The sequence below is a fragment of the Mesobacillus boroniphilus JCM 21738 genome (genome assembly GCF_000517385.1).
Classification (GTDB): Bacteria; Bacillota; Bacilli; order Bacillales; family Cytobacillaceae; genus Mesobacillus; species Mesobacillus boroniphilus.
Genome location: NZ_BAUW01000066.1, coordinates 1 through 23,018 on the forward strand (window position 1 = coordinate 1; position 23,018 = coordinate 23,018).

The window sequence follows — 23,018 nt, forward strand, 5'->3', positions numbered from 1 at the left end:
CCTGTCTTAATTCCTTCGTTTTCTTGACAGCTTTTGGCCTCATGACCTCTAACCTGTCACAATTCCTTCGGTTTCTTGACAGCTTTTGGCCTTTCGCCATCAAACCTGTCCGCACTTCACCTTACTTCTGACAGCTTTTCTCCTCGCACAATCTAACCTGTCCGAACTTGCCCTTACTTCTGATAGCTTTCCTCCTGTCACCTCCATACCTGACCTAACGCAGATGTACTTCTGACGCAATGTCCTCTATTAACCCCGAAGCTGTCTGAAAAACAAAAAAAGCACCAGCCTATAGTCTCTCTCTTCCTATCATCCTACTTAACAAACACATAAGGATTTTCGGATAATTTTTCATGATTCTTCTTCCCACAAGACAAGCATAAATTAGTAGAAAACTTGTCCACCAGAAAGGATTCCATGCAATGATTCCGTTTCGCGCCAAGCTTACCGCTTCTTTTTATGCTTTATTATCGATCAGTTTTTGGGGAGTTTCCTTTGTTTCTGCGAAAGCTGTACTCGCAAAGCTCGATCCGTACTCCTTATTGGTGCTCCGCTTTGGCCTCGGAGCTTTGTTTTTGTTGCTCATTCTAATCCTTAATCGTTATCGTTTACGGATTTCGATTGGTTACATACCTCATTTGATTGTCCTAGGCATACTGGGTGTCTTTGTTCACCAAATGCTGCAGGCAACTGCTCTGTTAACCATCAATGCCTCGTCTGCAGGCTGGCTGATTTCGCTCGCTCCGATTTTCACTGTGGTCCTGTCGGTCTTATTTTTACATGAGAAGATGAATGCTAAAAAGGGATTGGGAATGATAATCGCGATTGTCGGTGTCTTTCTTGTCACAACAACAAGAAGCGGCCATTCCTTCGAGTTTGCGATGAACATCGGCTTTATCCTGATGATTCTTAGCACACTGAACTGGGCAATCTATTCCATCCTGTTAAAAAGGCTCTCCATCCCGTATCCTGCACTATTGGTGACATTTTACATGAGCCTGATTGGCTTTATGCTCACTCTCCCTTTTATCATCCGCAACAGAGGCTGGGAATCCGTGCACATGCTGACCCAGACGGAGTGGGCGCATCTTTTGTTCCTTGCGATTTTTGTGTCTGGCATTGGATACTGGTATTGGGGAAAGGCACTGGAAGTATTGGATGCTTCAAAAGTATCCATGTTCATCTATCTTGAGCCGCTTGTCACCCTGATTGCCGCCATCTTTCTTTTACATGAAAAATTTATCCTCATAAGTGCCATAGGCGGAATCATAATTATTATAGGAGTGGCCATTGTCAATGGTGGTCTTGCGCGTTTAGTGGCGATTGCTATTTTTAAAAAATGAAGAAGGTGGTAGTGCCCATGACTATAAATCCTCAGGCAAAAAATGTGTTAGATTCACTAATTGCTCCTTCTAAAGATGAGATGAAGGAAGCACTGGCGAAGCTCAATATGTCTGTTGATGAATTGAAGCCCTATCTCCAATCAGCTTCCGGCAAGCCTTATTACCGCAAACTCCTGTACAAAAGCGAGGATATAGAGCTTCTGGTGATGAACTGGTCAGATTTAGAATGCGCTCCACATGACCATGGCGATTCCCATGGCTGGATTCAGGTCCTTAACGGGACTTCCATCAATTCCGTTTACGAGGTCAAAAACAACAAACTGCCGAAAGAGCTTTTCAAAGAGTATCATCAGCAAGGACAACTCTTTTTCGCACCTAAGAAAGGCGTTCATAAAATGCAGGCAGACGATCCAGACGGGCTCGTCACTCTCCACCTCTATTCCCCGCCCATCAGCGAGATGAAAGTCTACGACCTGGAAAAATGCGCCGCCTGTGTGGTATCCGATGATTGCGGAGCCTGGTGGCCAGATGATCAGCGCCAGAAAATCAAAGAAATCCAGCTTAGTAAACAAGAAGACGGTTCTCATGCTTCATGAGAACCGTCTCTTAGACTTCTATCCGCGGAATTTCAAGGCCAAGCCCTTCAGGAAATTCCGTGCGAATTTATCGCCACATTCCCGATAGTTCTTATGCCCTTCTTTTCTTAAAATCGCACCAAGTTCGCCCTTGCTGACACGGACTCCCGCCAGGTCAAAAATCTCGAGCATATCCTCGCTCGTGAGCGCCAGGGCGATCTTCACTTTTTTCAAAAGCTGGTTATTCACTGCCTCCCCGGTTAGTGGCGGAGCACCAGTTTCTCCAGGACGCTTCCCTCTTTTAAAAGTGACCATGCCATTCAGGAACTGCTCCATCATCGCATTGTTGACTCTTATGTAGCCCTCTGGGACAATCTCCTCACCAAATTCATCTTCATCTACCCTCTGCAGCATCATACGGACATCGTCCTTCGTCACGTTCACACCGCCAAGCTTGAATATCTCTACCATATCAGTATCTTTAATATCCAGTCCGTACCGCAAGCGGATCATTATATCATTGTTAAGCATCAAAAATCCTCCTATAAAAAGCTGTACCTTTAGTATTCCCGATTAACTATTGCAGTCTAACATTAAATGTTAAAAATGCCTATAGTTTTCACCTTCTACAGCGACTGGAGGCAGTTCTTAGAGCGGGGAGCTGCAACAACTCATGAAGATTTCTGGCTTTTTCCAAAAAACCTGTTCACAGCAAAGGCTATCCCCAATGACAATACAGAAATCACCAATGGGATTGAGCTTGAATTCCCGAACTCGACCTGAGATGGCAAATCCGCCGCTTCCGATGGCATTTCAGGCATATAAAAAGCGGTCTTGAATTTCACCTCTCAAATTGCGAAAAAAAACGTCTACTTCACTTTTTTCACGATTCCCCCTCTGAATTTGTCTCAAAGAACCGTCTATCAATTACTACTCCCGAACCACCCTGCCTGTTTGCCAATTATTCCAACCTAAATACCATAACCCCTATTCCGAAAAACCCCAATAGGTGTTTTCCCTTATCCTTTTGCTACTCCCTGTCATAATTTGTTCAAGACTTTTTGACAGAATTGTGTGCACTAAAAGAATTGTGAGGTACGTCACACCTGCTTCGTGATATAAATGGTTTATTAATCTTATCAACACCCACTCAAAATTATTTGGAGGAATTAAAATGGCTCGCATAAATAAATGGAATCCTGAAGATGATGGTTTTTGGCAATCCGAAGGCAAAAAGCATGCCAAGCGAATTTATGGATTTCTGTCCCTTCCTTGATGCTCGCGTTCATAGTCTGGCAGATTTGGTCTGTAGTCGCAATACGCTTGAATGATATTGGCTTTAGTTTTACCGATCAGCAGCTTTTCACTTTGGCGGCAATGCCTGGTCTTGTTGGGGCAACATTGCGATTTGTGTATACCTTTGGCGTTGGAATGATGGGTGGCCGTAACTGGACGGTCCTGTCAACGGCTGTACTGGCGATTCCAGCAATCGGAATCGGTTTTGCAGTCCAGAATCCTGACACACCATATTCTGTGATGCTTTTACTCGCAGCACTTTCCGGCCTGGGTGGCGGTAACTTTTCAAGTTCTTCATCCAACATCAGCTTCTTTTTCCCGAAAAAAGCACGTGGAACCGCGCTCGGCATTAACGGTGGTTTAGGTAACATGGGTGTATCAGTCGTTCAATTCGTAACACCATTGATCATTACCACTGGAACTTTCGCTTTTATCGCTGGCGATGGACAGAAATTGTCTAACGGCCAGGAAGTATTTCTGCAAAACGCAGCATTCATCTGGCTTTTACCAATCGCGATTGTCACGATCGCAGCCTGGTTCGGAATGGATAACCTGCCTGGAACAAAGCAATCATTCTCTGATCAATTCGTCATTGTAAAAAGAAAGCACACTTGGATCATGACATGGCTTTACGTTGCAACGTTTGGTTCATTCATTGGTTACTCAGCGGCATTCCCGCTATTATTGAAATCACAGTTCCCTGAATACATCTCTTTAGCCTTCCTAGGTGCTTTCCTTGCTGCTGCATCACGTCCTGTCGGCGGTTGGCTTGCTGATAAGATGGGCGGAGCAAAGCTGACTTCCATTGTCTTGGTGGTAATGATGGCCGGGGCAGGAAGTGTCATCTTCTTCCTTGGCAACAAGCTATTCAGTGGCTTCCTGATTTCATTCCTGGTCCTGTTCATTGCTGCTGGAATCGGTTCTGGTTCAACATTCCAAATGATCCCTGGAATATTCGTTCCAAAAGAAGCAGCACCAGTGCTCGGTTTTACCGCAGCATTCGCAGCATACGGATCCTTCCTGATTCCAAAGCTGTTCGGCTGGTCCGTCAATATTTCCGGTGGTTATGTGCCGGCATTCTTCATCTTCATTGGCTTCTATGTACTGTCAATTATCTTAAACTGGTATTACTACCAGAGAAAAGAGTCTGTAGCGGTCCTTGAAGCTCAAAAGACAACAGCGTAACATCAAAAGCCTCGCCCGATTTAGTGGGGTGAGGTTTTCTACCAAATTTTTTTGTTTATTCTATAAGCGGCCTGGGTATTAAGAACTATACAGATAGAAAGAGAATGATTGTTATACCAAAAGGGGAGATTAAGTTGCTTACACTTTTTCTATTCCAGAGGGAACTAATTCAACTGAAAGATGAATATCAAACAAGTGCTAATACCATTATCAAAGCGCAAATTCTGAAGGATATCGCGCTCCTGACAGAAGCGATAAATGAAATGAAAGAGGCTTGGGAAGCAAGATGTTCCCTGAATTAAAAGAAACCGTATCGCACGGTTTCTTTTTTATGCTTCATTCAGATTCTTAAACGCCAATTGGTGCAGGCTTTCCGAACAAATATCCCTGAAATAGCTGATATCCTTTTTCCTTAAGCCACTTAAAATCTTCCTCCAACTCGATCCCCTCCGCAAGCGGCACGGAACCAAGCCTTCTCGCTTCGGCCAAAAAAGCGGAAGCTGTCTGTTGCTTTTGCGTATCCGTTGCAACTCCCTGGACATACTTCATATCCAATTTCATATAATGCGGCTGCAGATCTGACAGCAGCTCAAGTGTACTATATCCTTCGCCTACATCATCCAACGCATAACGGAAACCCTTCTCCTTGTAAAAAGCCAGGATCCTTTTCAGATGATCCGTGTCTTCCACATTTTCGGTTTCTACCACTTCAAATACAAGCCGATCCGGATTTACTCCCAGCCGATCTGCCAGCATGGTCGTCGATTTCAAACAAAACTCAGGTGAATAAATCGAAGTCGGGATGAAATTGATAAAAACCTTTTTGTCAGTAAAAGTAGCTGCCCTTACAGCCGCCATCCGGCAAATCCGGTCAAGAGCATACAATCGGTCTCTTTTCCTTGCCGCGCCGAAGATTTCACCAGGATAAATCATTGAGCCATCCTCACGGTAAAATCGTGCCAGCATCTCATACGCATAAATTTCGCCTTCAGCATCAAGGATTGGCTGAGCATGGCAGGTAACAAGCTCATTAAGGATTACCTCATCAATCCACTGGCTATCGAGGATTTCTTCTGCATTTGCGAGCGGCCGCCAATCCTCACCATCCAACCGGAAAAAGACATTCTCCGACTCCATATGATCGTGGCAAAAATCAAGGAAATCCCTCATTCCCGCTTCTTTTGCAACTAAAGTATCCCCATCAGCCCGAAGCAAATTACCGTTACGTTCCATATGGCGGACCACTTTAGGATAGATGAACAAATTCCGTTCTCCATCAACCTTGATCTCAAACTGCAAATTCCCGACAACGCACGCATTACAACTCATGTATTACAGCTTCCTCTCAAGTTAGTTAGTTATTACTATATCATTCTCCTATTAATAGGTAAAATGAACCAAGGTACAGGGAGCAGCATCAAAATAGGGGGAGAGGAATGTTCGAGTGTGTAGCACTCAGGTATAATGTAGTGGTTTTCCTAAATTCTATCTGTAAGGAGCCAATCATGTCATACATAAAACCAATCACCCCCCAACACGACCCCTGGGAAGCTTACCTTGATGTCGAACAATACGGCAAGCCTCAACTCACCAATATTGAATTCACAACAACGACCCTTTGCAATATGCGGTGCGAGCATTGCGCAGTCGGCTATACGCTGCAAACTAAGGATCCTGCTGCCCTTCCATTGGAGCTGCTTTTGCGCAGGCTGGACGAAATTCCAAAGTTACGATCTTTGAGCATTACCGGCGGCGAACCGATGCTTTCCCTTTCTTCGGTAAAAAATTACGTCGTTCCGATTTTGAAGTACGCTTCTGAACGAGGCGTCCGCACACAAATCAACTCCAATTTGACGATGGATCTTTCACGGTACGAGATGATCATCATATTTGGATGTGCTGCATATCTCCCATAACTGGGGCACCGTCGATGATTTCGTCGAAGGCGGATTCGCGATGATGGATAAGAAGCCTGATTACCAGCAGCGTGAAAAATATTTTACAAGAATGATCGAAAACAGCAGGGAGCTCGTAAAAGCGGGTGTCATGGTGTCGGCAGAAACGATGCTGAACAAGCGCACTTTGCCTTATCTTGAAAAAATCCACAGGCAAATCATCGATGAAATGCACTGCCAGAGACATGAGGTGCACCCAATGTACCCAAGCGATTTTGCCAGCAGCCTGGAATCCCTGACGCTTGAAGAAATACAGGGAGCCATCCATCATCTGCTCGATATCCGTGATGATGATGTGTGGATGTTGTTCGGGACGCTCCCGTTCTATGCATGCAGCAATAAGCTGGAGGACTTGAACCTGCTAAAACGTTTATATGCCAGCAAAAATGTGACAGTCAGGAACGACCCGGACGGCCGTTCGCGTCTCAATGTGAATATTTTCAATGGAGACATCATCGTCACCGATTTCGGCGATACTCCTCCGCTTGGCAATATTCAGGACACAAGGCTTGAAGATGCCTATCAAACATGGCAGGATTCTGAGATTGCCAGGGAATTAAACTGCCACTGCCCGGCTGTCTCCTGCTTAGGCCCGAATATACTGGTGAAAAACAGCTACTATCAGGAGACCGACTTCAGCAAGCTGCAGCATAATGTTTCCAGGTAACCATGAGTAAAAGGCCCGATCCCATTATTGGATCAGGCCTTTTCTTTCATATCATAAAACTTTCATTACTTCGGAAGCCGCCCGCTCTGCTGATTGAAGCGCCCCTTCAAGATGCCCTCCATGCCCTTGCGCTGTTTCTGTACCCGCAAAAATAATCCTCTTTTCCCACGTGCTCTTACCTGCCGGCAGGCCATAGTCAGGGAAGCTGGTCAACGGTTGTGCATCTTCCTCTACAGCTGTTTCTGGATCGCTCGCCCAATCTTTGTAAAGGAGAGCAGTGGGTTTTCCAGCTTGCGGGCCAAACAGTCTTGTCAATTGGTCAGTGACCAGTCTCAGAATATGTTCCTCTCCAAGTTCTTGACGCATTTTTGCCGGAAGCCCGAAAAAACCAAAAAGTGCACCATAACCTGTATCAGGTGAAGCATCATGTATTTCCTGCAGAGGACCGGCCCAGCTGGTGACCTGACCAGAAAGACCAGCCTCCCTCCAGAATGGCCAATCATAAATCGCAACCGCCTTAGCTTGTCCTGCCATCCATGTTGGCTTGTCTTTCAAGCTGGCCAAAAGTCCATCGGGGAGAGACGGTGAAAAAGCAATCCTTTCCACAACGATTCGAGGCGGCAATGCCAGGATTACAGCTGCGGCACGAATGCTTTTCTTTTTCCCATCCGTTTGTTCTGCTTCTATTATAACTTCTTCAGTTCCTGCCAGTTGGATTGCGTTAACTTGTGTATCCAGTTCGACTGTCTCCGGCGGAAGTGAGGATGCAAGGGCATCAGTAAGGGACTGAATGCCACCTACCAGCCGCATCGACCTCTCAACTGCGCCTTCTGGAATAATATGCCGCTGTACCTGCCCAGTTTGCGATTGCTCAAAAAGCATCGCTCCTGCTGTATGCTGTTCAATGGTGGGCAATCCCAGGTCTTCCACCAATTTGATGATGGCAGGCTCGTGATTCGGCCAGAACCATGTCGGGCCCAAATCAAACCGGCCAAGCTCCGGCCTGTCTTTGGCCGCCATGCTCAAAACCCTGCCCCCAAGCCGGCTGCGCGCTCCAGGACCCTGCAGCTTATGCCTTTTGATTGTAGCAAAGAGGCAGCACGAAGACCTGATAGGCCAGCCCCTACAATCACAACCGGTTCCTTCATTCTAATTTCCTCCTTCATTATCACTTCGTTTACAGGGTCAGGCCTGATCTAGACATTTTTTCCTATCCAGAAACAAGCTAGGTTATCATGCTTAAAGTTCAATCTGTTTAATAACTCTCGCTGGATTGCCGCCAACGACAACGTTGTCCGGCACATCTTCGTAACAACTGCCCCTGATGCGATTACGACATTGTCTCCGACTGTTACTCCCGGGTTGATGACCGCACTCCCGCCAATCCAGACATTGTTTCCAAATGTAATCGGTTTGGCATATTCCCTTCCTGAATTCCGTTCAGTTGGATTAAGTGGATGTGTCGCAGTATAGATATGTACGCCCGGTGCAAGCATGCAATTGTCGCCAAATCGGACTTCACAAACATCGAGGATTGTACAATCGAAATTGGCAAAAAAGTTTTCTCCTACATGGGTGTTATATCCGTAATCAAAACGGATATTCGGCTCCATCACCACGGTTTCCCCTGTTGAGCCTAGTAATTCTTTTAATATCTTTGTCCGTTTTTCGCCTTCTGTTTCTACTGTCTGATTATAGATTCTAACTTTGCGTCTGGCTTCCTCACGCTCTTTTACCAATACTGGGTCAGCAGGATTGTACATTTCCCCGGCCAACATCTTCTCTTTTTCCGTTTTCATGTTAATGACCTACTTTCAACCAGGATTATTATGCGGTCGGGCATCGCCCTTCATTTTAATCATCGACTTATAATTTCTTTCTCGTTTTGAAGGGATAAGCAGAAACAGCGCACCTCCTTATGAGTGCGCTGAAAAACCGTTTTTATTTTAATCACTTGAATTTTAATATAATTTTTGTGAATTGATAAAAGTCGACTAGGTGTTCTTCAACAATTTTCTGGAGGATTAATAGATTGAGTTCTTGATAATCATGAAATGCTATATTGCGAAAGCCAACCATTGATTTCATCTTTGTTGAAAGTTCAGAGGAAATAATTCCTTCTATTTCAAGGAGAGAAAAGGCATCACGGCTGCTCTGGGGCAATCCAAGCTTTTTTTCTGCAATGGTGTGCATAGCCAAATCAATACTGGCTTCACATGCACGCTGCAGGTTTAATATGACGGAGTCTGCTTGGTATAGTTTTTAAGGTTATCAGGATTGTTCTGGTATTCTTCATTGATCCGTTTTATACATCGTTCGATGATACTGATTTTATTTAGAATGACGTCACTGTTCATAAATAGACCCGCTTTCATTGATCTTATTCAGGATTTCTGAACGCTCTTCATTCAGCTTTGTAAACATTTTCAATGTCTTAATCTCGAATTGCGCTTTCCTTTTAATGTCTGTACAGTATATCGTTTTCCCAGTCTGTACAATTTGCGCCTGAAAAACAGTGCTCGCCTTGTTAAGATCAATGAGATCGATATCTCTATTTAATTTATCTGCCAACTCCTGGCTAGCATGAATAAATCATAATTATCAAAAGCGGTATCACTCAAGAAGGCAATATCAATATCACTGTCTTTCCGGTCATTACCATTTGCTGTTGAACCAAATAATACAATCCAAAAAGGAGCAATCTTTTCAATCAAATAATCAATGACCTTTGAATTCAGATTTTCTTCCAATCCGATACCCTCCTCACCTTATAACCGTCACCATAATTTTATCATACTTCAATCCAGTCCGGATTTACGTAGCGAACCGTAATGTTATCAATAATATCGCCATAATCTGTTTTTTTGAAAAGCTGCCAAATGAACATTCTTCTCCTAAAGTTCATCAAACCCATTTTCAGCGGATGTCTTGGTGTACTGTCTTGATTTTTGCTCAAAGAAATCAGTCTTGCCAAGGTCTACTTCCTGATAGGCAATGATCCATCTTAATGGATTGGTTCGATGTCCTTCGAAGGGCGCATTGAAGCCTAATTGTTCTGCACGTTTGTTTGCCATGAACTTGATATAGGCTTCCACGTCCGACATGAGCAGGCCAACGACTTCGTTGCCAATGATATAATCCGCCCACTCAATCTCCAATCGCGCCGCTTCCTGGAATGCTGCCGTTCCAAATTCTCTCAGTGATTCTGTGTCGTACTCGGGATTTTCACGGAGAATCTCTTTGAATATCTTTTCGAATAACCCCACATGCAGTTGTTCGTCACGGTTGATGTAGTTAATCATCGTGCTGGTGCCGACCATTTTCTGATTTCGGGCCAGATTATAAAAGAAGGCGAAGCCCGAGTAAAAAAACAGGCCTTCAAGGATGACGTCATAGACAATTGAATGCAATAGATTTTCGATGCTTGGATTTTCCGCGAACCCTTTATAGCCGTCGGTTATAAACTCATTCCGCTTGCGCAGGATAGGTTCTGTCCTCCAATAGTCGAACACTTCCTCCTGCTTCGACTTGGAAACGATGCTTGACAGCACATAGCTGTAGGAATGGTTATGGATCACTTCCTGCTGAGCCAAAATGATCATCAGCGCATTTAAGCTGGAGTCGGTGAGATAATCGGCAACTTTGCGGCATAGTCCGTCTGAATGCTGTCAAGGAGTGCAAGCAGCCCGATGATTTTCAAAAAGGCATCCTTTTCTTTTTCGGTAAGCATCGAAAATTGCTTAATATCCTTTGACATATTGATCTCAAAAGGAGTCCAGAAATTCCCCAGCATCCTCTTGTATTTCGGATACGCCCAAGGAAAACGGACATCATCCCAGTTTAATATGTTTGAGCTGCGGCCATTAATAATGCCAGTCGAAGCATTGGGAGCTTCAACGTCTACAAGAGTTCTTTTCTTCAATTGTGTCATTGTTTTCCGTCCTTCCCTCTTAACTATGGCAGCTTTCACATTCGTCAAACTCACTGCTCGATGTGGAGCGGACATAATACGTCGTTTTCAGTCCGGACTTCCAGGCATCCATATGCAAATCCAGCAGCGCTTTTGCCTTAATGTTGTTGGTCACGTAAAAATTAAACGAAATGGATTGGTCGATATGGCGCTGTCGACGGGCATTCTGCCTGATGCTCCAATGCTGGTCAATGTTATAGGCTGTCTTATAGAACCACATCGTTTCGGCTGATAGGTCTGGTGCGGTAACCGGAATTTTATAATCCTTCTTCTCCTCGGAATATTCTAGCCTGAAAATCGGATCAACGCTTGCCGTCGAACCTGCTAGAATTGCGGTCGAGGAGTTTGGCGCTACGGCCATCAGGTACCCGTTTCTGATTCCGTTCTGCTTCACTTCCTCTGCGAGGTTGTCCCATCTTTCGCCATTGTACTGTCTCTTTTCGAAAAACTGTCCAGTACACCAGTCGGAACCTTCGAAATAAGGATATGCCCCTTTTTCTTTTGCCAGCTCGAGGCTAGCATTGATGGTTAAAAAGGCGATAGTTTCATAGAGAGCATCACAATACTCGACCGCCTCTTCACTTTCCCATTTGATACCTTTCAGAGCCAGAAGATGATGCCAGCCGAATGTTCCCAGTCCGACACCTCTGTAGTTTTTGTTGGTTATCTGGGCCTGGAGGACAGGAATTTCATTGATATCGATGACGTTATCCAACATCCTGACCTGGATATTGATCACCCTCTCAAGGACATCATCCATCACACTTTTTGCTAAAGAGATCGATGATAAATTGCAGACGACAAAGTCACCCGGCTTTTTATAGATTAAAATCTTTCCGTCCTGCACTGTTTCCTCTTCAAGAAGGGTAGGGCTCATATTCTGTGTGATCTCTGTACAGAGATTGCTGCAGTAAATCATCTTTATGATGGTTGGCATTCAACCTGTTAACCTGGTCCCTGTAAAACATGTACGGTGTTCCGGTTTCAAGCTGAGAAATCATGATCGATTTAAAGATTTCAATGGCAGGAACCAGCTCATGTGACAAATCAGGATGATTTACACAGGCCCAATATTTTTCACGGAAGGAGCCTGCCCCCTTTTCCTCGTCGAAATAATCTTCGAGGGAAAAACCCATGACGCTTCTTACTTCATGAGGATCGAACAGATACCAGTCGCCTCGTTTTTCGACCTGTTCCATAAATAAATCGGGGATGCATATGCCTGTAAACAAATCATGCGTCCGCTGGCGCTCGTCACCATTGTTCAGTTTGGCATCAAGGAAAGGGAAGATATCTTTATGCCACACATCGAGGTACACGGCAATCGCGCCCTGGCGCTGGCCTAATTGATCAACCGAAACGGCGGTGTTATTCAGCTGCTTCATCCAGGGGATGACTCCGGAACTGACCCCTTTAAAACCCTTGATATCACTGCCGCGGCTTCTGATTTTACCAAGATAGACACCAATGCCGCCGCCGTTTTTGCTTAAGGTGGAAATATCGGTGTTTGAATCATAGATGCTTCTCAAATCGTCTGCTATCGTATCAATAAAGCAGCTCGATAACTGGCCGTAGCTTTTGCCTGCATTTGCGAGTGTCGGTGTGGCCACGGTCATGTATAAGTTCGAAAGCGCCAGTATGCCTCTTCCACTAATTGAAGCCGTTTTTCCTTTGGTTCTTCAGCCAGCAATGTCATGGCAATCATCATGAGCCGCTCCTGTGGCAGTTCGGCAAAATCGCCATTTTGTGTACGTGCGAGATATCTTTCTGCCATGGTTAAAAGTCCTATATATGTAAACAGCTTGTCTCTTTCTGGATCAATGACTTTTTCCAGGTAATCTATTTCTTCACGGGAGTAGGATGTTAAGACTTTACTGTCATAAATCCCAATTTCTATTAAGCTATTGATCAATTCGTAGAACGAACCGTAACCAGCTTCACCCCTAAAATCGGAACTCAGCATGTACAATTTTTTCAGGTAAAGCCGGGCTGCTGCATACGTCCAGTCAGGTTCATTCCGGTCGATCCGTTCCACTGCGGTCAAAATCAGCATGTTTTCAATCTGGTTCTCTTTCATCTTCTTCACTTCCAGTGCTTGGTCCACCTTCTCTTTGAACGATTGAAAATCTAGTTTAGGAAACGACCGCTCTAATTCCGCAATCAGTTTTGCTACTTGTTCATCCTTTACTTGAATCCCCATCGAGTATCCCTCCAACTTGATTACTTTTTCTCATCTCCAGCCTGCGCTGCCTTCTCATATCGCAGTGTTGAACATCTGCCGTTCTTCCTCATTTTCTGGAATGACTTTTGCGACTGGCACCGGTTTACCATTGTCATCCTTTGCAACCATGGTAAGAATCGAGGTGGTAGTCAGCGTTTTCTTGCTAGTTTTCAAGTTTTCGCTTTCCACTTTCACGAACACTTCCATCGACGTCCTGCCTGTTGAAATGATGACCGCTTCAAGTGTTAAAATATCGCCCACTACAGCGGAAGACAGAAAGTTAACCGAGTCAATCGAAGCGGTGACAACAGCCTTTCTGCTGTGTTTCATTGCAGCAATTGCAGCTATTTCATCAATATAGCTCAGCACAGTTCCGCCAAAAATCGTTCCAAGATGGTTTGTATCAGGAGGCAACACCAGACGGTTCTGGCATGTCCTTGATACATTTGCTGATAATCCTTCCATTCCTGACTCCTCTCTGAAACCTCCATGAAAAATAAGAAAAACCCATCTCGAAAGATGGGTTTAAGTAACGTTGATGTATTAACAGCTCATATGAAACGGCAAAAAACAGCATGAGTCTATCAATTTATCCCCGTATACCTTCCCTATTCCCGAAGAAGATAACACGAATAAATATGGCAGGTCTCCTGACTTGTGCTTCACCCTACTTTAAGGCCTTCCCATCTATTTTTTAGACAGTGGTTCATCCTTATTTCGTCAGCACTTACAGTTGCGGGAACAGTTCTGGATTCTCACCAGATTCCCTATTAAGTCTTGTTCAGACACCATACTTACCGGTAATTTCAATATTTAGTTATAAAACTATTCATCCAACACAATATATCGTGTTATGAATTGATAGTAAATCATCTTGACAGCTTTTTCAACTATTTTTCATTTTAAAAGGAGAGTCGTTGCTGGCCCCCTCCTTCCAGTTGATTTGGTCGATATACTGCGAAAAGTGGTCGATATATCTTAAAATGTGGTCGATAAAATCAAAAATCCGCTGATATATTTAAAAATGTGGTCGATAAATTTTATTTTTCGCCAATAAATTGAAAGGAGTACAAATGGAACCTCGTTAAAGGAATCATTTCCTGTTTCAAAATGACTAGTATCCGCTTCTCTTAAACCGGATAATACTCCCCGGTCTTTGGATTGGCAATATAAGCATGGACAGGTATTGTTTTAGGAATTAATGGGTGGCCTTTTATTAAGTCTTTATTCTTCTTTATGACATCCTCAATACTTTGTGGTCCTGTCAGCCAACTGATTACGTCACGCTCCACTACATCAATGTAGTTAATAGTCTTGAGTATTTCTCCTGAAACTCCATGTTCCTTTATTTTATCTGACATATTTAGTTTGACTTCTTTACTTTCCATTTCACCGATTATATAGATTTCATCGACCATTTCATTATAGACCGCTAGAATGATATTTCGAATTAAGCAGCCATAGGCTGAGTAATGACTGCCCCAAAACTGTTAAGAATCATCATATCTTTATTCTTTTTATTTGTTATGACTTCAAATAAAGGATAAATCTCCTGATTGACACCTGTAATGATCATTGTTTTTTTCGTTGCTGAACTTTTTATTGTTGACATGAAAATCTCTCCTTTACTGTATCCATTTTGCGATTTCATAATAAGCAGGTATTCCAATGATCAAATTAAATGGAAAAGTGACTCCTAAAGATAAACCCAAGTATATGGATGGATTTGCTTCTGGCACTGAAGTTTTGAGGGCAGCGGGTGCAGCAATGTATGAAGCACTTCCAGCCAATACTCCCATTAATGTAACTCCCCCTAAAGATAAGCCAACAATATCCCCTACGAGAACGCCTAAACTGCCAAATAAAAGGGGAGTAAACAAACCAAATACGAGCAATTTCACTCCGTGTTTTTTTACCTCTGCCAGCCGTTTTCCCGCAATCAATCCCATATTTAAAAGGAAAAGAATCAATACACTGCTGTATAAGTCAATAAATAAAGGTTTTACCATTGGGACTGCACTTTCCCCAAGCGCCCAGCCTATTAACAGGCTGCCAACAAGGAGCAAAACACTTTTACCAAAAATGCTTTCCCTTAGCACTTCTTTATCTATTAAGTTTGAAGATACAGGAATAAAGCCTAAATTTCGGGTGGAATAAACCGGAAGATTTTTTCTGCTCTCTGCTATTTTTAATAACAGTAAAGAGACTAAAATTGCGGGACTCTCCATTAAAACAACCAAAGCATTCATAAACCCTTCATAAGATGTACCGCTCTCATCAAGAAATGTAATGGCAGCTCCATAGGTAACTATACTGATGGACCCATAAGTGGCTGCTAACCCTATAGAGTTTTTAAGATCCAATTTTATTACTCTCATGAGACCCAGCGTAATAACAGGAATGATTATTCCTAAAAACAATGCTCCAGGATGGGTGCCAGTACAGATCCAATTGAGTAATGCGAAAGTTCAATACCTCCTTTTATTCCAATGGCAATTAATAAGTAAATGCTTAGGCCCTCGCTTAAACCATTGGGAAACTTCAAATCTGATTTAACGATTGCCGCAATAATGCCTAACACAAAGAACAACACAACGGGTGATAATAAATTTTGAAGTATTATTTCATTCATTCAGCTGCCTCCTTTTTATTTTTCCAATAAAAAAACCGACAATTCCAGAGTTCAAGCGGTTAGACCGCTGATCTGCAATGTCGGTTTATCTTTAACTGGCACCATGCTGTCAAAGATCTCCCTCTATTATCATAAAAACTTTTTCTCAAGGTCGTTATATAATTTAAATACCATTACGCGTTCTCCCGTCCGAGAACTTATGTCAGTATGAAAACTTTTCACTTGTTCCCCGCTGTTAGCAAATATAATTTCTTTTAGGCTCTCTAGGCCTGATTCCACTAATTCCGAACGCGTTTTCTTTACTGTTAACATTCCCTCTTTTGTTTCACAAACGGAATATTCAGCTGGTGTCAGGACCCCTTGCAAACTCACGATGACCATATTCCGCAATATATCTGTCTTAACGGAAACAGAGCCACGTCCAAGATAGTCCTTTTCCCATTGAGTTATCGCCTTGCTAATATCAGACTCCACAGATCCTTTCGACTTGTTCATATAATCCCCCCTAAACAAAAATCGATCTATTCCTCAAGCTAAACTTCTAGTTTAAGGAATACATCGATTTACTTATTATCAACTTTATTATATTTAATAAAATGCTTTTTCATCCGGCCAAATAAATATATTTAACCGACATGCTAAAGCTTACTAGTGTAAATAAAGTTAATGAAAATCTCTCGATTGATTTATTAAATTAACAAAATGTTACCATATAACTTGCAAAATATCAATACTAGACCAATTGAAAAAAAACGGTTAGCGAAGACAAGAGGTACGTCACTTACAGACTGGTAAAGGATTGTAAGCCAGATCCCTTTTCTAATAAGCGGTGGATTGTATACAAGACCCATTTTTTTATTAACCCAATGCATAAGGAAGCAGGAACATGATGAGTTCCTGCTTCCCATGCATATGAATACTGGCCAGATTGGCGGTCAACTTTAGTCCGGTCATATTATGATGCTTTTTTGATTTCGATGACTTTTCCTTCATTGCGCCATTTCTTAAATTCTACTGCAGACGTAAATAGGACGTCAGTCGAGGAGTTAAGGCTGTCTCAAAAGAATCCTGTAAAACACCGATGATGAAACCTACTGCAACTACCTGCATGGCTACATCATGCGGGATGCCGAACAAGCTGGATGCGAGAGGAATCAGCAGCAGTGAACCGCCGGCAACACCTGAAGCACCCGCAGCACTGATGGCAGCCATAACACTTAGAATAATCGCAGTAGGAATGTCAACCTGAATGCCAAGTGTATGAACGGCAGCCATTGTCATAACAGTAATCGTCACGGCGGCTCCAGCCATATTGATGGTTGCGCCTAATGGAATGGAAACAGAATATGAATCCTTGTCCAAGCCTAAATCTTCACATATTTTAATATTAACAGGGATGTTGGAAGCTGAACTGCGTGTAAAGAATGCTGTAATACCACTTTCCTTCAAACATTTGAAGACAAGCGGATATGGGTTTTGCCTTATTTGAGTGAATACGATGAGCGGATTGACTACAAAGGCCACAACAAGCATGACGCCAATCAGAACGCCAAGCAGTTTTCCATAGCCAAGCAAAGAGCTAAGTCCGTTCGTTGTAATAGATTCAAATACAAGTCCCATGATGCCAAGTGGAGCGAATTTTATCACCCAAGTGACGATCTTGGACATTGCATCGGATAAATTTCCAATCACTGTTTTTGTTGAATCAGAAGCATTCTTCAGAGCAAGGCCGACTAAGACAGCCCAGGCTAAAATACCGATATAATTAGCATTCATAATAGCATTAACAGGATTATCAACAATGTTAAGCAATACGGTCTTAAGAACCTCAATTACACTTCCCGGAGGTGTAAGACCATCAGCGCCAGCGGTCAGTTTCAAGCTAACCGGGAACAAAAAGCTGGCAACGACCGCAATAAGTCCGGCAGCAAATGTTCCTAGAAGATATAAAGAAATAATCGTTTTCATGTTTGTTTTCTGTCCGCGTTTATGCTGGGCAATCGCCGACATAACCAGGAATAGTACCAATACAGGAGCAACCGCCTTCAAGGCACTTACAAATAAAGATCCAAAAATAGCAACCGGCTTTGCAACTTCCGGGATGGTTAAAGCAAGGATAATACCAATTAACAAACCCGCAATGATCTGTTTTACCAGGCTTACTTGATTCCACTTCTTCAGTAAATCTTTCATAAGTCATCTCCCTACGTGTAAGTTCTCTTGAATTCAGCGCTGTTTTTTCACGAGGTCAGCAAAATCTATCAACTAATGTCCTCGCTAAAAACACAATTGTTCGTGTACTATGTATTATAGATGCTGAAAAATTATATTACAATATAAAGATAGGAATATATATAAAATTTCAATTATCTAAATACTCATTTATCATACCTTAAAATGAATCCAACTGTTAATAGATAATTCTTCCCAAGAAAGGTCACTTTTTTAGAAGAATAGACTGATTTTTTTGCTATACAAGGGCTCTCCTTTTACCCGAATGAAGAATATGGCACTTTCGGGTAATGCAGGGGCTCTCCTTTTACCCAAATGAAGAATATGACGCACTTTCGGGTAATGCAGGGGCTTCACTTTCACCTAAATGGAGATCGCACTATTTTTCCGGAAACTCTCATGACAGAAAAAATAGCAGACCATTATCTCTCGGTCTGCTATCTCATAAACTTTCTATTTAACGTGTGCGTGCCAATTCCGAAGTCTCACGAGCCTGTTCACTAAGATCAAAACGGTCCGCATTCATGACCTTGACCCATGCAGAAATAAAATCGCGCACAAACTTTTCTTTGTTATCGTCCTGAGCATAAACCTCTGCAATCGCACGCAGCTGTGAGTTTGAACCGAATACCAGATCGACTCTGGTGGCTGTACGCACAACGTCACCTGTCTTTCGGTCGCGTCCCTCATATACAACACCGTCTGCAGGTCTCCACTCTACCCCCATATCCAGCAGGTTTACAAAGAAGTCATTCGTCAGTGTGCCGACTGAATCAGTAAATACACCGTGTTTTGTACCGCCATGGTTCGTACCAAGGACTCGCATTCCGCCAATCAGGGCGGTCATTTCAGGTGCGCTGAGATTCAACAGCTGTGCCTTGTCCAGCAAAAGCTCTTCCGGACTCACGCCATATTGTTTCTTCTGATAGTTACGGAAGCCATCGGCATAAGGCTCAAGCACCGCAAAGCCTTCCACATCTGTTTGCTCTTCCGTTGCATCTCCACGTCCAGGAGCAAACGGAACGGTTACATCAAAGCCTGCATCTCGCGCGGCCTTCTCAACCGCAGCACTGCCACCAAGGACAATCAGATCGGCAAGACTGACTTTCTGGTCCAGTTGACTTTGAATGTCTTCCAGTGCACTTAGCACCTTTGAAAGCTGTTCGGGCTGATTCACTTCCCAATCCTTCTGCGGTGCCAGGCGGATACGGGCACCATTCGCTCCGCCACGGAAGTCCGAGCCGCGGAATGTACTTGCTGAAGCCCAGGCAGTCGTCACCAACTCGCTGATAGTAAGCCCGGAGTCCAGGATCATAACTTTTATCTTTTCTGCTTCTTCAGCCGTCAATTCATAATCAACCGCTGGAACAGGGTCCTGCCAGACAAAATCATCTTCCGGAACTTCGGGACCTTTGTATCTTGTTTTAGGGCCCATGTCTCGATGCAATAATTTAAACCATGCACGCGCAAATGCATCGGCAAACTCATCTGGATTCTGATGGAATCGGCGGGAGATTTTTTCGTAATCCGGATCGTGGCGCAAAGCAATATCAGTTGTGAGCATCATGGTTGGAACTTTTACAGAAGGGTCTTCCGCATCAGGTGCGAGGTCCTTCTCAGCAGGATCCACAGCCAGCCACTGATAGGCACCTGACGGACTCTTCGTCAGCCACCATTCGTAGCCGAACAATAAATCAAAGTATCCATTGTCCCACTGCGTTGGATTTGCCGTCCAGGCTCCTTCAAGACCGCTAGTGATGGTATCACGTCCCTTGCCGTTGCCGTATGCATTTTTCCAGCCTAAGCCCATTTCTTCGATAGGAGCAGCTTCAGGCTCTGGACCAACTTTAGCTGCGTCCCCTGCACCGTGGGCTTTTCCAAAAGTATGACCGCCAGCGATCAAGCTACTGTTTCTTCATCATTCATGCCCATCCTCGCAAAAGTTTCGCGAATGTCACTAGCCGCTGCAAGTGGATCCGGTTTGCCATTCGGGCCTTCTGGGTTCACATAAATCAGACCCATTTGAACGGCAGCAAGCGGATTCTCAAGCTCCCGGTCACCAGTATACCGTTTGTCGCCAAGCCATTCAGATTCAACACCCCAGTAAGTGTCTTCTTCCGGATGCCATATATCCGGCCTTCCTGCGCCAAAGCCGATTGTCTTGCCGCCCATCGACTCAATGGCAACATTGCCTGCCAGCAGGATCAAGTCAGCCCAGGAAATCTTGTTGCCATACTTTTGCTTAAGCGGCCATAGCAGTCTGCGCGCTTTATCAAGGTTTCCGTTATCAGGCCAGCTGTTCAGCGGCGCAAAGCGTTGTGAACCCGTTCCTCCGCCTCCACGGCCATCACCAATACGATATGTGCCTGCTGAGTGCCAGGCCATACGAATGAACAATGGCCCATAATGTCCATAGTCAGCCGGCCACCAATCCTGGCTGGTCGTCATAAGATCATGCAAGTCCTGTTTCAGAGCATCATAGTCCAGCTTTTGGAATTCTTCATTATAATTAAAATCTTCTCCCATAGGATTGGATTTTCGGTCATGCTGATGGAGAATATTCAATTGTAACTGGTTCGGCCACCAGTCCCGATTCGTCGTCCCACTCGTTTTATGGCTAGTAGCACCCCCGTGCATCACCGGGCATTTTCCAACCTTTGCAGTATCCTTGTCCATTATCTTTCCCCTTTCATTAAGCTAAAAATGAATGAAACTTACATCATTAATAACTATGAAAGTGACAAGGGATTTAGTATCTATAATTGGAATATTTTATGTTTTGAAGCGGCTGAGGATGGAATTGGGGGGAATAAGGTTGGATTTAAATGAAAGACTACTAGCCAAAATAAACTTCTACACTTTTTTCTTTCTGTGCCGTTTCCAAGCAGTTTTGGATAAAGAGGAAGATTTGCTTTTGATCCCAGGATGTACAATCACTTTCCGACGGTGCAGCAGTTTTAAAGAATTTTTTATAGCCCTTCATAGCCTTTTCAACTTGTTGCAGCGAAAAGACCGAACTCTTACCTGACCCACTGACTCCAGCATAGAACTGATAGGCATCAAGTAAACGGTACAGCAGGAGGGCATTATGGTTCCCCATGCTAAAGCGCGCATAAGCAATTTCTTCCCTTGCTTTATTCAATCCATAAATATCGTGACCCATTTAATATTCCTCCTTCAAGCTTAAATTAGAAATATTAGAAAAGCTGATAAGTAGTTTTACATGGCTTACCACTCCTTTCACGTTTGCATTTAGGGAATTATTATAGAAAAAATTGAGAAAGTAAAAGATGGTTTCATGAGGATCTAGGGATTCAGTTAGGAAAGATGCATCATTTACGGGGGTTACATGAGAAGGTTCAAGAAAGATCGTTCACTTATTGAAAAAATAATACCATACATAGTATTGATTTAATTTAAGGAATTTTAAAAATTATTAACGATTCTGTGAACGCTTTCCCTTTTTTAAAAAAAGGCTGGAATGATTGCAGTCCCAAAACCGCCTTCACGCCAGCCGATTAATGTTTTATAGTAATTCAATTTAACGCCTACTTCAATTTCACCTAAATTTCATGTTCTCCATCAGTACCCTGTGACGCAAATCGCTCAAGCAATTCACGTACTTCGTCTGTTGACTTCGTGTTCATTAATTGATTTCTTAATCCACTCGCCCCGGGGAATCCTTTGACATAGATTTTGAAAAAGCGATGAAGAGCCGTGAACGGCCGCAGCTCTAATTGTGAATATTGATCATGGAGATCCATATGCAATTTTAAGAGATCGAGCAATTCGTCACTGCTATGTTCCTTCTTCTCCTTTTCAAAGGCAAATGGATTATGGAAAATGCCTCGCCCAATCATAACCCCATCAACACCATATTGCTCAACCAACTCTAAGCCAGTCTGCCGGTCAGGTATATCCCCATTGATCGTCAGTAGGGTATCCGGCGCCACCTCATCACGAAGCTTTTTAATCTCCGGGATCAGCTCCCAATGTGCAGGCACTTTGCTCATTTCATCCCTTGTACGCAGATGAATCGAAAGATTAGCAATGTCTTGTTCCAGAATGTGTTTCAGCCAGCTCTTCCATTCGTTTACTTCTGAGAAACCAAGCCTTGTCTTAACACTTACGGGCAATCCTCCTGCTTTTGCCGCCTGGATTAGTTCAGCTGCCACATCCGGACGACAAATCAGTCCGCTTCCCTTCCCGTTCTGCACCACATTGGGCACCGGACAGCCCATATTGATATCCAGACCTTCAAAACCCATTTCTGCCATACCAATACTCATTTGCCTAAAGTTTTCAGGCTTGTCTCCCCATATATGAGCGACAATTGGCTGTTCATCCTCTGTAAAAGTCAAACGTCCCCGCACACTCTTTATCCCATCCGGGTGACAATAGCTCTCCGAGTTCGTAAACTCGGTAAAAAACACATCCGGTCTCGCTGCTTCAGTCACCACATGGCGAAAAACAACATCCGTCACTTCTTCCATTGGTGCCAATATAAAAAATGGTCGTGGTAAATCACGCCAGAAATTTTCTTTCATACCTTGATTCAAATCCTCTCATCATGGACACCAGGCCAACCCCTGATTCCCAAAATTAAAAAGCAGAATATCCCTGCTCCATTTACACTTATACCATGTTTAAGCACTTTTTATCAAACTAATGAAAATGGTAATTTTAAATTCACAATCACTTTATATAAAATAGCAATCCACTGGCAGAGTTAAAATAATATTTGCAAAAAAATAAAAAGTAAAGTGGAAGAACGCAGAATTACATTGATTTTTTCACAAAAAGACCCCGAAGAAAAATCCGGGGTCGGACTGGCAAAAGTTTAATTTCGGGTGTTACACATTTAAATCGAGTCGTACCACACACTCGACAGATGTGGACTGTAATTGAGAACACAATGGCGTTGGTGATTTTACCACTAGCG

Annotated in this window: 15 protein-coding genes, 10 pseudogenes and 1 riboswitch; of the genes and pseudogenes, 6 read left to right on the forward strand and 19 right to left on the reverse strand. The window is 43.5% G+C overall.

Annotated elements, in window-relative coordinates:
* Positions 1–422: 422 nt before the first annotated feature.
* Together JCM21738_RS15805 and JCM21738_RS15810 are read left to right on the forward strand one after the other, a co-directional pair.
* Entirely contained in the window at positions 423–1,343 is a 921-nt protein-coding gene (locus tag JCM21738_RS15805) for a DMT family transporter (protein ID WP_023626171.1), read from the forward strand.
* 17 nt (positions 1,344–1,360) lie between these two features.
* Complete coding sequence (locus JCM21738_RS15810; RefSeq protein ID WP_023626172.1) at positions 1,361–1,939, forward strand: cysteine dioxygenase; 579 nt, start codon at positions 1,361–1,363, stop codon at positions 1,937–1,939.
* 18 nt (positions 1,940–1,957) lie between these two features.
* On the opposite strand, the gene JCM21738_RS15815 is transcribed toward JCM21738_RS15810, so the two are convergent.
* Positions 1,958–2,449, reverse strand: coding sequence for a YehS family protein (locus JCM21738_RS15815; RefSeq protein ID WP_023626173.1), 492 nt, complete (start codon positions 2,447–2,449; stop codon positions 1,958–1,960).
* Positions 2,450–2,515: 66 nt separating this feature from the next.
* On the opposite strand from JCM21738_RS15815, the gene JCM21738_RS15820 reads away from it, so the two are divergent.
* From JCM21738_RS15820 to JCM21738_RS24465, 3 genes and pseudogenes are all read left to right on the forward strand, one after another.
* Positions 2,516–2,701: a hypothetical protein gene (locus tag JCM21738_RS15820; protein ID WP_023626174.1), complete on the forward strand. Its 186-nt coding sequence runs from the start codon at positions 2,516–2,518 to the stop codon at positions 2,699–2,701.
* A 391-nt stretch (positions 2,702–3,092) separates the two neighbouring features.
* Positions 3,093–4,399: pseudogene (locus tag JCM21738_RS15825) on the forward strand (MFS transporter).
* A gap of 134 nt (positions 4,400–4,533) precedes the next feature.
* Positions 4,534–4,701, forward strand: a complete 168-nt coding sequence (locus tag JCM21738_RS24465; protein WP_156315528.1) for a hypothetical protein — start codon at positions 4,534–4,536, stop codon at positions 4,699–4,701.
* Positions 4,702–4,747: 46 nt separating this feature from the next.
* Here the strand turns inward: JCM21738_RS24465 and JCM21738_RS15830 are convergent, their stop codons facing one another.
* On the reverse strand, positions 4,748–5,728 hold the full coding sequence (locus JCM21738_RS15830; RefSeq protein WP_023626177.1) for an EAL domain-containing protein: 981 nt from the start codon (positions 5,726–5,728) through the stop codon (positions 4,748–4,750).
* Between the two features lie 176 nt (positions 5,729–5,904).
* Between JCM21738_RS15830 and yfkAB the strand changes: the two are divergent.
* Positions 5,905–7,021, forward strand: a pseudogene (gene yfkAB, locus JCM21738_RS15835) (radical SAM/CxCxxxxC motif protein YfkAB).
* Between the two features lie 51 nt (positions 7,022–7,072).
* Here yfkAB and JCM21738_RS15840 read toward each other — a convergent pair.
* From JCM21738_RS15840 to JCM21738_RS15905, 17 genes and pseudogenes are all read right to left on the reverse strand, one after another.
* On the reverse strand, positions 7,073–8,041 hold the full coding sequence (locus JCM21738_RS15840) for a flavin monoamine oxidase family protein (RefSeq protein ID WP_369385767.1): 969 nt from the start codon (positions 8,039–8,041) through the stop codon (positions 7,073–7,075).
* Between the two features lie 2 nt (positions 8,042–8,043).
* Positions 8,044–8,169 (reverse strand): FAD-dependent monooxygenase, encoded by a 126-nt coding sequence (locus JCM21738_RS27470; protein ID WP_369385766.1) that lies wholly within the window; start codon positions 8,167–8,169, stop codon positions 8,044–8,046.
* A gap of 91 nt (positions 8,170–8,260) precedes the next feature.
* Positions 8,261–8,820: pseudogene (locus tag JCM21738_RS15845) on the reverse strand (sugar O-acetyltransferase).
* A gap of 151 nt (positions 8,821–8,971) precedes the next feature.
* Positions 8,972–9,378 (reverse strand): annotated as a pseudogene (hepT, locus tag JCM21738_RS15850) (type VII toxin-antitoxin system HepT family RNase toxin).
* A pseudogene (gene mntA, locus JCM21738_RS15855) lies at positions 9,368–9,771 on the reverse strand (type VII toxin-antitoxin system MntA family adenylyltransferase antitoxin). The pseudogenes hepT and mntA overlap by 11 nt, the downstream one beginning before the upstream one ends.
* A gap of 144 nt (positions 9,772–9,915) precedes the next feature.
* Positions 9,916–10,952: pseudogene (locus JCM21738_RS15860) on the reverse strand (ribonucleotide-diphosphate reductase subunit beta).
* A 19-nt stretch (positions 10,953–10,971) separates the two neighbouring features.
* A pseudogene (locus tag JCM21738_RS15865) lies at positions 10,972–13,191 on the reverse strand (ribonucleoside-diphosphate reductase subunit alpha).
* A 54-nt stretch (positions 13,192–13,245) separates the two neighbouring features.
* Positions 13,246–13,677, reverse strand: coding sequence for an acyl-CoA thioesterase (locus tag JCM21738_RS15870; RefSeq protein ID WP_035209652.1), 432 nt, complete (start codon positions 13,675–13,677; stop codon positions 13,246–13,248).
* Positions 13,678–13,835: 158 nt separating this feature from the next.
* Positions 13,836–14,020: riboswitch (cobalamin riboswitch) on the reverse strand.
* Positions 14,021–14,342: 322 nt separating this feature from the next.
* Positions 14,343–14,630, reverse strand: a complete 288-nt coding sequence (locus JCM21738_RS22610; RefSeq protein ID WP_052019754.1) for a carbonic anhydrase — start codon at positions 14,628–14,630, stop codon at positions 14,343–14,345.
* 32 nt (positions 14,631–14,662) lie between these two features.
* Positions 14,663–14,824, reverse strand: coding sequence for a hypothetical protein (locus JCM21738_RS24470; RefSeq protein ID WP_156315529.1), 162 nt, complete (start codon positions 14,822–14,824; stop codon positions 14,663–14,665).
* Positions 14,825–14,837: 13 nt separating this feature from the next.
* Positions 14,838–15,844, reverse strand: a pseudogene (locus JCM21738_RS15880) (sodium-dependent bicarbonate transport family permease).
* Between the two features lie 129 nt (positions 15,845–15,973).
* A complete protein-coding gene (locus tag JCM21738_RS15885; RefSeq protein WP_023626189.1) occupies positions 15,974–16,339 on the reverse strand; it encodes a Na-translocating system protein MpsC family protein in 366 nt (121 codons plus the stop codon).
* 363 nt (positions 16,340–16,702) lie between these two features.
* The gene (locus JCM21738_RS26810) at positions 16,703–16,837 is read right to left on the reverse strand and encodes a hypothetical protein (protein ID WP_256360206.1); all 135 of its coding nucleotides are present in this window, start codon (positions 16,835–16,837) and stop codon (positions 16,703–16,705) included.
* A pseudogene (gene sstT / locus JCM21738_RS15890) lies at positions 16,800–18,037 on the reverse strand (serine/threonine transporter SstT). Before sstT ends, JCM21738_RS26810 begins: the two are co-directional and overlap by 38 nt.
* 496 nt (positions 18,038–18,533) lie before the next feature.
* Positions 18,534–20,752: pseudogene (gene katG / locus JCM21738_RS15895) on the reverse strand (catalase/peroxidase HPI).
* 160 nt (positions 20,753–20,912) lie between these two features.
* Positions 20,913–21,239 (reverse strand): hypothetical protein, encoded by a 327-nt coding sequence (locus JCM21738_RS15900; RefSeq protein ID WP_023626192.1) that lies wholly within the window; start codon positions 21,237–21,239, stop codon positions 20,913–20,915.
* Between the two features lie 400 nt (positions 21,240–21,639).
* Positions 21,640–22,623 carry a tRNA dihydrouridine synthase gene (locus JCM21738_RS15905; RefSeq protein ID WP_023626194.1) on the reverse strand — a complete coding sequence of 328 codons (984 nt, stop codon included), beginning with the start codon at positions 22,621–22,623 and terminating at the stop codon, positions 21,640–21,642.
* Between the last annotated feature and the right edge of the window lie 395 nt (positions 22,624–23,018).